General features: G+C 68.3%; 11 protein-coding genes. 3 read left to right on the top strand and 8 right to left on the bottom strand.

Annotated features, from left to right (window positions below; genetic code table 11):
* Positions 1 to 8: 8 nt before the first annotated feature.
* The 7 genes from cmk to AC1MED_RS07320 form a co-directional block, all read right to left on the bottom strand.
* Entirely contained in the window at positions 9 to 752 is a 744-nt protein-coding gene (cmk, locus tag AC1MED_RS07350) for a (d)CMP kinase (RefSeq protein ID WP_479786230.1), read from the bottom strand.
* Positions 752 to 1,861 carry a prephenate dehydrogenase gene (locus tag AC1MED_RS07345; RefSeq protein WP_479786229.1) on the bottom strand — a complete coding sequence of 370 codons (1,110 nt, stop codon included), beginning with the start codon at positions 1,859 to 1,861 and terminating at the stop codon, positions 752 to 754. Before AC1MED_RS07345 ends, cmk begins: the two co-directional genes overlap by 1 nt.
* Before the next feature lie 3 nt (positions 1,862 to 1,864).
* Positions 1,865 to 3,061 (bottom strand): pseudouridine synthase, encoded by a 1,197-nt coding sequence (locus tag AC1MED_RS07340; RefSeq protein WP_479786228.1) that lies wholly within the window; start codon positions 3,059 to 3,061, stop codon positions 1,865 to 1,867.
* A gap of 110 nt (positions 3,062 to 3,171) precedes the next feature.
* Positions 3,172 to 3,753 (bottom strand): SMC-Scp complex subunit ScpB, encoded by a 582-nt coding sequence (gene scpB, locus AC1MED_RS07335; protein ID WP_346959139.1) that lies wholly within the window; start codon positions 3,751 to 3,753, stop codon positions 3,172 to 3,174.
* Positions 3,754 to 3,842: 89 nt separating this feature from the next.
* Positions 3,843 to 4,691 carry a segregation and condensation protein A gene (locus AC1MED_RS07330; RefSeq protein ID WP_479786227.1) on the bottom strand — a complete coding sequence of 283 codons (849 nt, stop codon included), beginning with the start codon at positions 4,689 to 4,691 and terminating at the stop codon, positions 3,843 to 3,845.
* An 8-nt stretch (positions 4,692 to 4,699) separates the two neighbouring features.
* Complete coding sequence (locus tag AC1MED_RS07325) at positions 4,700 to 5,599, bottom strand: ParA family protein (protein ID WP_346959099.1); 900 nt, start codon at positions 5,597 to 5,599, stop codon at positions 4,700 to 4,702.
* Positions 5,600 to 5,908: 309 nt separating this feature from the next.
* A complete protein-coding gene (locus AC1MED_RS07320) occupies positions 5,909 to 7,276 on the bottom strand; it encodes a cation:dicarboxylate symporter family transporter (RefSeq protein WP_346959100.1) in 1,368 nt (455 codons plus the stop codon).
* A 134-nt stretch (positions 7,277 to 7,410) separates the two neighbouring features.
* On the opposite strand from AC1MED_RS07320, the gene AC1MED_RS07315 reads away from it, so the two are divergent.
* A complete protein-coding gene (locus AC1MED_RS07315) occupies positions 7,411 to 9,141 on the top strand; it encodes a sensor histidine kinase (RefSeq protein ID WP_479786226.1) in 1,731 nt (576 codons plus the stop codon).
* Positions 9,138 to 9,857: a response regulator gene (locus AC1MED_RS07310; RefSeq protein WP_479786225.1), complete on the top strand. Its 720-nt coding sequence runs from the start codon at positions 9,138 to 9,140 to the stop codon at positions 9,855 to 9,857. Before AC1MED_RS07315 ends, AC1MED_RS07310 begins: the two co-directional genes overlap by 4 nt.
* A gap of 184 nt (positions 9,858 to 10,041) precedes the next feature.
* Here AC1MED_RS07310 and AC1MED_RS07305 read toward each other — a convergent pair whose 3' ends face one another.
* Positions 10,042 to 11,931, bottom strand: a complete 1,890-nt coding sequence (locus tag AC1MED_RS07305; protein ID WP_479786224.1) for an AMP-binding protein — start codon at positions 11,929 to 11,931, stop codon at positions 10,042 to 10,044.
* 171 nt (positions 11,932 to 12,102) lie between these two features.
* Between AC1MED_RS07305 and AC1MED_RS07300 the strand changes: the two genes are divergently transcribed.
* The gene (locus AC1MED_RS07300) at positions 12,103 to 12,744 is read left to right on the top strand and encodes a GntR family transcriptional regulator (RefSeq protein ID WP_479786223.1); all 642 of its coding nucleotides are present in this window, start codon (positions 12,103 to 12,105) and stop codon (positions 12,742 to 12,744) included.
* Positions 12,745 to 12,749 lie beyond the last annotated feature (5 nt).

Below are 12,749 nucleotides of genomic sequence, written 5' to 3'. Positions count from 1 at the left end.
CTGCGGCCTCAGTCACGGTTGATGGCCGTGTGGTTGATGACGGTGTGGTTGATGATCCGGTGCACGATCCCGAGGGCCGCGTCGACGGTCTGGGCGAAGTCCAGGTCCGAGGAGTCAAGGGTAACCACGCCGTCGGCGGCCTGGGTGAAGTTCACCACGGTGGAATCCTTGGCGTCCCGGGCCGTGACCTGCGCCGCGAGCTGTTCGGCGTTCTGGCTGCCGCCCAGCTGGATGCCGCGGCGGCGAAGCCGGGCCTCCTCGCTGGCGGTGAGCAGCATCCGGACTTCGGCGGACGGCGCGACGACGGTGGTGATGTCGCGTCCCTCCACCACCATGCGCCGGTGGTGCTTTTCGATCAGTTCGCGTTGCCGACGGATCAGCTCGGTCCGGGCGCCGAGGGTGGTGGCGACGGCGCTGACCGCCGCGGAGATGGCCGGTTCACGGATGGCCTCGGTAATATCGGCACCCGCCACCCGGACGTACTCTTCCTGCGGGCTGGTACTGACCTCGAGCTGAAGGGCCTCGGCAGCGGCTTCAATCGCCTCGCCGTCGGCAAGGTCCATTCCGCTGTCGAGGCAGAACCAGGTCAGGGCCCGGTACATCGCTCCGGTGTCGAGGTAGGCCAGCCTGAGCCGGCGTGCCACCTCTTTGCTGACGCTGGATTTGCCGGAGCCGGAGGGGCCGTCGATTGCGACGACAAGGCTTTTGCCGGGGCGGACGACGTCCACCGTTTCAATGAGTTCCTGGGTCATTACTGGAGTACCCGCCATCCACGGTCGTTGAGGGCTTCGATGAGCAGTTCATGCTTGTTGGGCAGCACGGAGATTTCCACCATGCCGACATTCTGTCCTGAAGAGTGGTCCAGGCGGAGGTCCTCGAGGTTCACGCCGATCTCGCCGATCTCCGTCAGGAGTTTGGCGATCTGACCGGGCGTGTCATCCACCAGGACGGTCAGCCAGGAGTAGGCCTGCGGCGGCCCGCCGTGCTTGCCCGGAATCCGGGACTGGCCGGCGTTGCCTTCGCTGATCAGCTGCGCGAGGTCCAGCCGGGCGCCCGGCGCCGTCGGGTCCTCGAGGGTCCCGATCAGCCGGTTAAGGTCATCGCGGACGCCGTAGAGGATCTCGACGACCTTGGCCGCGTTGGCGCCCAGGATCTGCACCCAGAGCGTGGGGTCGCTCGCGGCGATCCTGGTCACGTCCCGCAGTCCGTTGCCGGCAAGCGAAAGGGCGTGCAGCGGCGTTCCCTGCAGCCGGCTGGCCACCAGGGAGGACATGACCTGCGGCAGGTGCGAGACCAGCGCCACGGCTTCGTCGTGTTCCTCGGCCCCGAATTCGGAGACGACGGCGCCCAGGTCCCCGGCCAGCGACCGCGCCGCCTGCAGCGCTTCGGGCCGGCTTTCCGGTGAGGGGCAGAGCACCCACGGCATCGAGGTGAACAGTTCGCCGCGGGCGGCGACCGGGCCGGACTTCTCCCGGCCCGCCATCGGGTGGGTGCCCACATAGCGGCCCAGGTCGGCGCCGCGCGCGCGCAGCTCCGCCTGGATACCGGCCTTGACGCTGGCGATGTCCACCACGACGGCCTGCGGGTAGTCCTCGAGGGCCCGGGCGACGACGTCGGCCGTGACGTCCGGCGGCGCGGCGACCACCACGAGTTCCGGCGTTTCGCCGTCCAGGCGCGACAAGGGCAGGCCTGCGCCGATGTCGACGGCGACGGCCTGGTTGGTGGGCGAGGGATCGGAGAGGAACACGGCGACGCCGCGGCCCCGAAGTCCCAGCCCGATGCTGGTGCCCAGCAGCCCGGTTCCCACGACCACGACCGGCCCGTTCAGGTGGCCGCGGCCGTGGGTGCGAAATGCGGACATGCCTTACAGCCCCACGGATGCCAGCAGGTGGCCGACTTCCTGCTTGCCAAGGTTGCGGATGCTGCCCTGGCGCTGGTCGCCCAGGCCGATGGGGCCGACCTTGACGCGGACCAGGCGCAGCACCGGGAAGCCGACGGCGTCGAAGAGGCGCCGCACGATGCGGTTCTTGCCCGAGTGCAGTACGACCTCGATCAGCACGTGGCCCGGGGTCGAGTCGACGAGCTTGAAGGAGTCCACCGAGGCGATGCCGTCTTCGAGTTCGACGCCGGCCTTGAGCTGCGCGCCGACGCCCTGCGGGAACGGCCCGCGGACCTGGACGAGGTAGGTTTTGGGGACCTCATAGGAGGGGTGCGTCAGCCGGTTGGCGAGTTCGCCGTCGTTGGTCAGCAGCAGCAGGCCCTCGGTGGCGACGTCGAGCCGGCCGACGTGGAAGAGGCGTTCGCCGTGGTGGTTGCGGACGAAGTCGCTGATGCACGGGCGGCCGTCCGGGTCCTCCATCGTGGAGACGACACCCTTGGGCTTGTTGAACACCATGTAGACCATGTTCTCGTCCAGCTGGATGCGCAGGCCGTCCACGTGGATCACCGAGGTCTTGGGGTCGACGCGCACGCCGAGCTCCGTGACGACCTGGCCGTCGACCTCAACGCGGCCTTCGGCGATCATTTCCTCGCAGACGCGCCGCGAGGCGACGCCGGCGGAGGCCATGACCTTCTGCAGCCGGATGCCGTCGGCGTCGTGCAGCTCAGACTGCGGCACCTCGGCGCGCGGGCCGCGCTTGCGGGCGGGCTTGCGGACCGGGCCAAGGTTCTGCCCAAAGCGTTCGCTGCCGAAGGCGCGGGAGCCGGTGGCCTTGGCCGCGCCGGCGCCGATGCGCGGCTTGGGCTTGAGTGCGCCCGGCGTGCCGGGCACCTTGCCGGCGCCGGGCTTGCGGGCCGCCGGCTTGCGTGCGGCCGGCTTGGCGCCCTTCCGGTCACCCTGGTCCGGGGCCGCGCCGCCGGCGGCTCCCGGGTTGAGGTCCGGATCGACGAATGCTTCTTCGCGCGGCTTGGGCCGCTTGAACGGGCGGTCGCCGCCGCCCTTGGTGAAGTCGCGCTGGCCGCGGCCGGCGCCGCCCGCACCCTGGGTGCGTGCTGATTGGTGTCCGGCGCTGGTGCGTCCCGAACCGTTACGTGGTGAACCCTGGCGTCCCGCCTGTGTCATGACCCGTCCTTCGTTTGTTGGCCTGTGGCGGCTGCCCCACGGCAGTCCCCCACCGGCCGGGCAACTGGTTCTGCCCTGGTGGATACTCGTTGCGCAGGCAGCGTTCCTGCCTACATTCTTCCTGCGTCGTAAAACTCTGCTATGCCTTCAAGCCCTGGAAGATGGGGTGAAAGCTGAGGCAACTCAGCCACCGAGCCGATTCCCATGCGTTCAAGGAAATACGACGTCGTGCGGTACAGGATGGCCCCGGATTCGGGATCGTGTCCCGAATCCTCGATCAGTCCGCGCTGGGTCAGCGTCCGCACGACAGAGTCAACATTGACCCCTCGAATTGCGGACACCCGCGCCCTTGATACGGGCTGGCGGTAAGCGATGACGGCGAGCGTTTCGAGCGCCGCCTGCGTCAGCCTGGCTGTCTGTCCTTCCAGCACGAATCCGCCTACGACGTCGGCAAACTCAGCACGGGAATAGATCCGCCAGCCTCCGGCGATATTCCGCAATTCAAAACCCCGGGGGGCGGCACTGAAAGCAGTATTTTCAGGTGTACTGCCGGCGTCGTCCGCATCCGGGGCATTACCAGTATAGCCGTTATACTCCCGTTGCAGTTCCCCGAGCAGGCCCTCGACGACGTCGACGGTCAGGTTCAGGCCGCTGGCCAGCTCCGTGGCCGTCGCCGGTTCGTCGATCACCATCAGCACGGCTTCGAGGGCGGCGCGGGCGCCGCCGGGCAGGTTGGCGACATCCGGCCCGGCGTCCGGCGCGGTCTCAGGCAGTTGGTCCGTCACGGCTGTTCCTCGTATTCTTCGCTGAGATTCTCGCTGCTCCAGTCCGTGCCGTCGGCGGTCCAGTGCACGGACAACTCGCCCAGGGGCAGCAGCTGGTCGAAGGCCACCGCCTTGTCCCGGAACATTTCCAGCAGGGCCAGGAACCGGGCCACCACCACAAGGGTTGACTCGGCGTCGGCGATCAGGGCCCGGAAGGTGAGCGCTTTGCCCAGCCGGAGCCGGTGGCCGATGATTTCCGCCTGTTCCTTCACACTCACCGGTGTCCCGTGCAGGTGCGCGAGTCCTACCTCGGTGGGGGCCGCCGCCTTGGGTTTCAGGGCCGCTTCGGCCAGGGCCGCGAACTGTTGCGGGGTGTGTTTCCAGACCAGTTCCGGCAGCAGTGCCGCGAAGTGGCTTTCCAGCGCGACCTGCCGCGGGTAGCGCCGGCCTTCCAGTTCGAGCGTCGAGCCGATGAGTCCGGCCACCTGCTTGAAGGCCTTGTATTGCAGCAGCCGGGCGAAGAGCAGGTCGCGGGCCTCGAGCAGTGCGATGTCTTCGTCGTCCTCGACCTCGCCGGCGGGCAGCAGCCGCGCCGCTTTGAGGTCCAGCAGGGTGGCGGCAATCACCAGGAACTCGCTGGCCTCATCCAGCGCCCAGTCCTCCCCCGGCCGCTGCAGACCCTTGATGTACTTGATGAACTCGTCGGTGACCGTGGCCAGGGCAACCTCGGTAATGTCCAGCTGGTGCTTGGAGATCAGGCCCAGCAGCAGGTCGAACGGTCCGGTGAAGTTGGCCAGCCGGACCTCGAAGCCGGGCTTTTTCCCAGGCGGCAACACTTCCGCCGTCGGGGTCGCTGTGGCCGTCACAGCCCTGGCTAGGGCGCACCGCCGCGCGAAATCAGCTCTTTGGCCAGGCGGCGGTAGGCGTCGGCGCCGGCGTGGTTGCCGGCGTAGCTGGTAATGGGTTCGGCCGCCACGGTGGCGTCGGCGAACTTGATGGAGCGCTTGATGACGGTCTCGAAGACTTTGTCGCCGAAGGCCTCCACCAGCCGGGCGATGACCTCGCGGCCGTGCAGGGTGCGGGCGTCGTACATCGTGGCGAGCACGCCGTCGACCTGCAGGCGCGGGTTGAGCCGGTCCTGGACCTTGTCAATCGTCTCGACCAGCAGCGCGACCGCGCGGAGGGCGAAGAATTCGCAGATCAGCGGGATGATCACGCCGTGGGCTGCGGTCAGTGCGTTGACCGTGAGCAGGCCGAGCGAAGGCTGGCAGTCGATCAGGACGACGTCGTAGTCATCCTCGACCTTTTTCAGGGCACGGTCCAGGACCTGTTCCCGGGCCACCTCGTTCACCAGCTGGACTTCCGCGGCGGAGAGGTCGATGTTGGCCGGGAGCAGGTCCACGTTCTCGACGCCGGTCTTCTGGATGGCGTCGCGGATGTCGACCTTGCGGTCCATCAGGACGTTGTAGACCGTGAGGTCGAGTTCATGCGGGTTGGTGCCGAGGCCGGCGGAGAGGGCCCCCTGCGGGTCGAAGTCGACCAGCAGCACGCGGCGGCCGTATTCGGCCAGGGCGGCGGCCAGGTTGATGGTGGACGTGGTCTTGCCCACGCCGCCCTTCTGGTTGACCATGGCGATGACCCGGGCCGGGCCGTGGGATGACAGCGGCGCGGGCTCCGGGAAGTCGCGTTGGGGGCGCCCGGTGGGGCCCATGATGGCGTCGTCCAGGTCGAGTTCGGTGCCTTCCAGAGTGGCTGACCCCTGTTCGCTGCTCACGTATCTATCCACACTTTCGATGACGGTGATTTGGTGCTTGATCCGGCTGGCCTGGTGTCGCTGCCTGGAACTGCCGGCTTGATGCTGACTGCTTGATCCTGCTGGCGGCCCGCCAGTCGCGGATCGTCGTTCCTCCCAAGGTTACAGCCCCCGACACGGTATTCGACGGACCTTGACAACCGCCGTTCCGCGCGCCTTTACCCTCTGGTAGAGGTCGAGGGTTGCTCCGGCGGCAGGGTTTCGGAACACACAAAACCGCCCGGACGCGGGGTGCGTGTCCGGGCGGTTTCAGGTCCTTCGGGGTGGTGCTCAGGCGTTGGCGGGCACCGGCTGGCCGGTCTGGACAGCCGGTTCAACGGCGGCCTCGTGACCGGCGTGGCCGGCCATCATCGTCTGCTCGTCGAAGGGCTCGGCGCCGGAGAGGACACGCTCAACCTGTCCGCCGTCGATTTCCTTGACCCAGGTGCCGATCAGGACCGTCGCCACGGCGTTGCCGGTGAAGTTGGTCAGCGCGCGGGCCTCGGACATGAAGCGGTCGATGCCGACGATCATGCCTACGCCGCCGAGCAGTTCCGGGCGGTGGGCCTGCAGGCCCGCAGCCAGGGTGGCGAGGCCGGCGCCGGTGACACCGGCGGCGCCCTTGGAGGCGATGATCATGAAGATCAGCAGTGAGACCTGCGCGCCCAGGTCCAGCGGAGTGCCCATGGCGTTGGCGACGAACAGGGAGGCCATGGTCAGGTAGATGGCCGTGCCGTCGAGGTTGAAGGAGTACCCGGTGGGGACGGTGACGCCGACCACGGGCTTGGACACGCCGAGGTGTTCCATCTTCGCGATCAGGCGGGGCAGGGCCGACTCCGAGGAGGAGGTGGAGAAGATCAGCAGGTATTCGCGGCCGAGGTACTTCATCAGGCGGAAGATGTTGACGCCGGTGACCACCTTGAGCACACCACCCAGGATCACGACGATGAACACGGCGCAGGTGATGTAGAAGGCGACCATCAGGGTGGCCATGCTGATGATGGCCTGGACGCCGGTGGCGCCGACGACGGCGGCGATCGCACCGAAGGCGCCGACCGGGGCGAGCCACATGATCATGATGAGCAGGCGGAACACGAGGACCTGGCCGTGGCCGATGGCCTTCAGGATCGGGGTGCCCTGCGGGCCCATCTTCTGCAGCGCGAAACCAATGAGGATGGCCGCAAAGAGTGTGGGCAGCACGGGGATGTCACCCGGAATGATGCCCAGCAGGAAGTCGACGGTGCTGTCCGTCGCGGCCTTCTTGTTCGGATCGTAGGGGGCGATCTTGAGGCCCTCACCCGGGTGGATCAGGTTGCCGACGACGAGGCCGATGGCCAGGGCGAAGGTCGACATAACGATGAAGTAGCCCAGTGCCAGGCCGCCGACCTTGCCGACCGTGGCCGCCTTGGCGATGGAGCCGATGCCGAGGACGATGGTGCAGAAAATGACGGGGGCGATCAACATCTTGATGAGCTTGATGAAGCCGTCGCCCAGCGGCTTGAGGGACTTGCCGAACTCGGGGAAGATCAACCCGACGAGGGCCCCGAGAACAACAGCGATGATGACGGCCATGTACAGGTAGTGGGACTTGTCCAGCCCCTTGCGCTTCTTGACCGGCGCCGCGGCCTGTGCCGCTGACTCTCCTCTTTGAGAGGCCATGGTGTTCTCCTTGGATAGGCTGGACTTCGATGCGGCTTGGGGTGCGCATCACGTCCGTTCTGCGTGTTCCTCCATCTTTGGGTATGAAGTGACGCGCATCACCGTTGCGTTCATATTGGTCATGGAAGGTGCAGTTGATCCATCACTGGAGCATCGCCCGCAGGCTGTTTGTGTCCCATCTGCTGTTCATGCTGGCCCTGACGGCGATCGTCGGCACGGCCACGTTCGTGGACGCCCGCGACCACGCCTATGAGGAGGCCGGCCGGCGGATGGCCGGGATCGCGACCGCCGTTGCGGACAACCCGCTGGTCCTGCAGGCCGCGAGCGCCCCGGATCCTTCCGCGCAGCTGCAGCCCTACGCCCAAAAGGTGATGCGGGATGCCCAGGCGGACTTCATCACGATCATGGCGCCGGACCGGACCCGGTGGACCCATCCCCGCGCCGAGGAGCTGGGCAAGCCGTACATCGGCTCGATCGACGCCGCCTTGAAGGGCGAGGTTTTCACCGAGATCCAGGCCGGCACCCTCGGCCCCTCGGTGCGCACGATCGCCCCGGTGAAGGACGCGGACGGCAAGGTCCGGGCGCTGGTCGCGGCCGGCGTGACAGTGCGGACGGTGGATGTCGCGTTTTCCGGCCGGCTGCCCGCCCTGCTGGCCATCGCCGTGGCTCTGCTGGCGGCCGGCTCGGCGGCGTCGTGGGTGCTGGGGCGCTATCTCCGCCGGGTGACCCGCGGCTGGGGTCCGGAACAGCTGGCACAGCTGTTCGCCTACTACGAGTCGGTTCTCCACTCGGTCCGCGAGGGTGTGATCCTCATTGACCCGCGCGGCAAGGTGGTGATGTACAACGACCAGGCCGCGGCGCTGCTGGGGGTACCGCCCCGCACGGTCGACGGCGGTTCCTCCGGCGGCCGGGGCGCGGAGCCGCCGTCGCTGGCGGACCTGCCGCTGGCCCCCAGCCTGAAGGAGCTGTTTGAATCCGGCCGGACCGCCCAGGACGAGATCCACTTGACGGGCGCGCGGGTGCTGGTGGTGAACCAGGGCCCCGCCGTGGGTCCCCGCTCCGCTGCGGGCCGCCAGCGGCAGGCGCCGTCCGGCGCGGTCTACGGCACCGTGGCCACCATCCGGGACCGGACCGAGATCGAGTCACTCGGCAGTGAGCTGGAAACCATGCGGACGCTCTCCGACGCGCTCCGGGCCCAGACCCATGAGCACGCCAACCGGCTGCACACGATGGTGTCCCTGATGGAGCTGGGACGCAGCGCCGAGGCGCTGGACTTCGCCACCAAGGACCTGGAGCTGAGCCAGCGGCTCACCGACGACCTGGTCAGCTCGCTCGAGGAGCCGGTGCTCGGCGCCCTGGTGATGGGCAAGGCGGCCGAAGCGCACGAACGCGGCGTCGAACTCATCCTCACCGCGGACGGCTCCACGGCCGTAACCGGGCTGGCCGTCCAGGACCTCGTCACTATCCTGGGGAACCTGCTCGACAACGCAATCGACGCCGCGGCCGACGCGCCACCGCCACGGCTCGTGGAATTGTCTGTCTCCTCAGAGGGCGGAGCCTTGGAGATCACGGTGGAGGACAGCGGCCCCGGAATCGATCCGGAGGCCGTGGATGACGTCTTTCGGCACGGCTTCAGCACCAAGGCGGCAGGGCGCTTCGGGCGCGGACTCGGGCTGGCACTGGTGCGCCAGGCAGTGCAGCGTCTGGGCGGTAGCATGACAATCACCAGCCCGGCCGGGGCACTGTTCCGGGTCACCCTGCCGGCGATTCCGGTGGCAGCGCCAAGCGCGCCGGCAGGCACCGCGGAGGACCCCACAGAAGCCCCCCGGGTAAAACCCGCCCGGACAGCAGAGGAACAGCAATGAGCGACATCCGCGTACTCGTCGTCGAGGACGAGCCGATCGCGGCCGCGGCCCACGCCGCGTACATCGGGCGGCTAGACGGCTTCACCCTGGCCGGCTCCGCCCCGGACGGGCAATCCGCCCTGCGCCTGATGACGGAGCTGTCCGCCGCGGGCCAGCCGGTGGAACTGGTGCTGCTGGACATGAACCTGCCGGACCTGCACGGGCTGGACATCGCCCGCCGGATGCGGGCCGCCGGTCTTTTTGCCGACATCATCGCCATCACGGCCGTGCGCGAACTGAACATTGTCCGCAGCGCCGTGGCCACCGGCGTCGTGCAGTACTTGATCAAACCGTTCACCTACGCGACGTTCGCGGACAAACTGCGCAGCTACCGGCAGTTCCGTGAGCAGCTGGCCTCCCCCGGTGCGGGCGGCACCGGGGCCGGCGCGTCGCAGAGCGATGTGGATCAAGCTTTTGCCAGCTTGCGGGCACCCTCCGAACTGCCGCTGCCGAAGGGCCTGTCCACCTCCACCCTGGACTCGGTGCAGGACTTCATGAAGCTGCAGACCGGGGCGGTGTCGGCCAGCGAGGTGATGGAGGCGCTGGGCATGTCCCGGGTGACGGCGCGGCGCTATCTGGAGTACCTGGCCGATGCCGGCACGGTGACCCGAACCGCCCGCTACGGCGCGCCGGGCCGGCCGGAAAACGAGTACCGCTGGGGCCGGGCAGGGTCCTAGCTCGGCGCCTGGGCCTGCCGCTCCCCCGCGTCCCCCGCTGCACCCCGCCATCACCCCGGCGGCTTCACCCCGCCGAGGTGGCTCCGCCGAGGTGACAGGTCGCGGCAATGTTTCCGCCAAACACTGCCGCGAGGTGTCATCTCGGCGCGGGTTAGGACGGCGTTGGGTCAGGACGGCCCGCGTCCTACGGACCGGGGCGGAGGACGCCCACCAGCTGGTCGATCACCCCGGCGTCCTCGATCGTGGACGGCACCACGTAGTCGTCACCGTCCGCGATCTGGCGCATGGTCTTGCGCAGGATCTTGCCGGACCGGGTCTTGGGCAGCGCGTCCACGACAGTGACGTGCTTGAAGTCCGCCACCGCCCCGATGTCGCGCCGGACCAGGGCGATCAGGTCCTTGACCAGGATCTCCTCCGGCACGTCCACCCCGGATTTGAGGACCACGTAGCCGCTGGGGCGCTGGCCCTTGAGCGGGTCGGCGAGTCCGATTACGGCGCATTCGGCGACGGCCGGGTGCTGGCCGATCACCTGCTCCATGGCGCCGGTGGAGAGACGGTGGCCGGCGACGTTGATGATGTCGTCGGTGCGGCCCATCACAAAGAGGTAGCCATCCTCGTCCCGGTAGCCGGAGTCGCCGGTGGCGTAGCTGCCCTCGAAGGCCTGCAGGTAGGACGAGATGTAGCGCTCGTCGTTGCGCCAGAGCGTGGCCAGGGTTCCGGGCGGCAGCGGCAGGTCCAGGACAATGTTGCCCTCGGTGCCGGGCTCCACTTCGTCGCCCGCGCCGTCGAGGATGCGCAGCTTGAAGCCGGGCATCGGCACACTCGGCGAGCCGGCCTTGATCGGCAGCACATCCAGGCCGCGCGGGTTGGCGCAGATGGCCCAGCCGGTCTCGGTCTGCCACCAGTGGTCCACCACCGGGACGTTCAGAATCCGGGAGGCCCAGTGGAAGGTGTCCGTGTCCAGCCGTTCGCCGGCCGCAAACAGGGCGTGGAGGCTGGAGATGTCGTACTGTTCGAGCAGTTTGGCCTCGGGGTCGGCCTTCCGGATGGCCCGCAGCGCCGTCGGCGCAGTGAACAGCACGTTGACCTTGCGGTCCTGGATGACCCGCCAGAAGGCTCCCGCGTCCGGGGTGCCGACCGGCTTGCCCTCATAGATCACGGTGGTGGCTCCGGCCAGCAGCGGGCCGTACACGATGTAGGAGTGCCCCACCACCCAGCCGACGTCGGACGCGGTCCACATGACGTCGCCGGGGCCGACGTCGTAAATGTTCTCCAGCGTCCAGCGCAGGGCGACGGCGTGGCCGCCGTTGTCCCGCACCACACCTTTGGGCGCCCCGGTGGTTCCCGAGGTGTAAAGGATGTAAAGCGGGTCTGTGGCCTTGACGTCGACGGGCTCGGCCGGCACAGCGGACGCCATGGCCGCGTCCCAGTCCAGCCAGCCGTGGCTGGCCGCGGACGCCGTGAAGCCATCCCGCGCCTTGACCAGCACGGGTGTCTCCGGCGCGCCTGCCAGCTCCAGCGCCTCGGCGACGGCGGGCAGGTACTCGATCCGGCGGGAGGGTTCGATACCGCCGGACGCGGTGACCACCGCGGCGGGCGCGGCGTCCCGGATGCGGGCTGCGAGTTCCTTGGGGGCGAAGCCACCGAACACCACCGAATGGATTGCGCCGAGCCGGGCCGTGGCCAGCATGGCGATGGCGGCCTCCGGGATCATCGGCATGTAGATCACCACGCGGTCGCCCTTGCCCACGCCGTTGCTGCGGAGGACCCCGGCGAAGCGGGCGACGAGGTCGGTGAGCTGGGCATAGCTGAAACGCTGCTGTGTGCCCAGCATGGCGGAGTCGTAGATCAGGGCGTCCTGGTCGCCGCGGCCCTCCGCCACATGGCGGTCCAGGGCGTTGTAGCAGGTGTTCAGCACACCGTCGGGAAACCAGCCGTACAGCGGCGCCCGGCTGGAGTCGAGGGCCCGGCCGGGCGGGGTGGTCCAGGCGACCTTCCCGGCCGCCTCAAGCCAGAAATCCTCCGGCTGCTCAACGCTGCGTTCGTAACTGTCCCGGTAGCTCTTGGTGACCATGAAGTAATCCCGTCCACGACATTGTGATGCAGCTCATGGTAGCCCGCAGCGCGTTCCGCCACAAGGGCTGTGTATACAGCGGACGGTGGAATTTGCCCTTTCTGTCCAATATGCTGGGCTGCACTACCGATTGTGTATACACTGATGAGGTCAGCGAACGAAGGAGTCACGATGCGCGCCAGCGACAAGGCCTATGCGGCCCTGCGCGAGGACATCATCGAATGGCGCCTGCTGCCCGGTACGGTGCTCGCCGAAGTCGAGCAGTCCGAGCGCCTGGGCATCTCACGCACGCCGCTCCGGGAGGCGCTCAGCCGGCTCACCGCGGAGGGGCTGACGACGTCGGCCGGCGGCCGCGGCGTCGTCGTCACCGACATCTCCCTCGAGGACATCGACGAACTGTTCGAACTCCGCGAAACCCTCGAAGGCAAGGCCGCCGCGTTGGCCGCCGAGCGCGGCGACGCCGCGACGTTCGAACAGCTGCGGCGGGAACTCCTGCGAGCGCCGGAGCTCATCAACGGCGCCGACCCGGCCCGGCACGATTACTACAGCCTGGTCGGGCGTCTGGACACGGCCATCGATGCCGCGATCTCCAACTCCTACCTGGCCCAGGCCATGCGCAGCCTGCGCGTTCACCTGGTCCGGGTTCGCCGGCTGGCAGCCGACGACGCCGAGCGCCTCACAGCCGCGGCCACCGAGCACGCGGCTATCGCCGAGGCGATCGCCGCCGGCAACCCGCGGCTGGCCGAGGCCGCCACCACGCTGCATCTGCACCGAAGTCTTTCCCACGTCAAAGCAACCCACGTACCTCACTAAAAGGA

The sequence above is a fragment of the Arthrobacter sp. BI5 genome (assembly GCF_056680065.1).
The sequence above is the reverse complement of the archived record's forward strand: the minus strand, read 5'-3'. Positions and strand labels throughout refer to the sequence as shown.

What these genes read in the sequence shown, in the direction of transcription:
- cmk (WP_479786230.1), bottom strand. Translation starts at nt 752, where the DNA reads ATGACCCAGGAACTCATTGAAACGGTGGACGTCGTCCGCCCCGGCAAA.
- AC1MED_RS07345 (WP_479786229.1), bottom strand. Translation starts at nt 1,861, where the DNA reads ATGTCCGCATTTCGCACCCACGGCCGCGGCCACCTGAACGGGCCGGTC.
- AC1MED_RS07340 (WP_479786228.1), bottom strand. Translation starts at nt 3,061, where the DNA reads ATGACACAGGCGGGACGCCAGGGTTCACCACGTAACGGTTCGGGACGC.
- scpB (WP_346959139.1), bottom strand. Translation starts at nt 3,753, where the DNA reads ATGGTGATCGACGAACCGGCGACGGCCACGGAGCTGGCCAGCGGCCTG.
- AC1MED_RS07320 (WP_346959100.1), bottom strand. Translation starts at nt 7,276, where the DNA reads ATGGCCTCTCAAAGAGGAGAGTCAGCGGCACAGGCCGCGGCGCCGGTC.
- AC1MED_RS07310 (WP_479786225.1), top strand. Translation starts at nt 9,138, where the DNA reads ATGAGCGACATCCGCGTACTCGTCGTCGAGGACGAGCCGATCGCGGCC.
- AC1MED_RS07305 (WP_479786224.1), bottom strand. Translation starts at nt 11,931, where the DNA reads ATGGTCACCAAGAGCTACCGGGACAGTTACGAACGCAGCGTTGAGCAG.
- AC1MED_RS07300 (WP_479786223.1), top strand. Translation starts at nt 12,103, where the DNA reads ATGCGCGCCAGCGACAAGGCCTATGCGGCCCTGCGCGAGGACATCATC.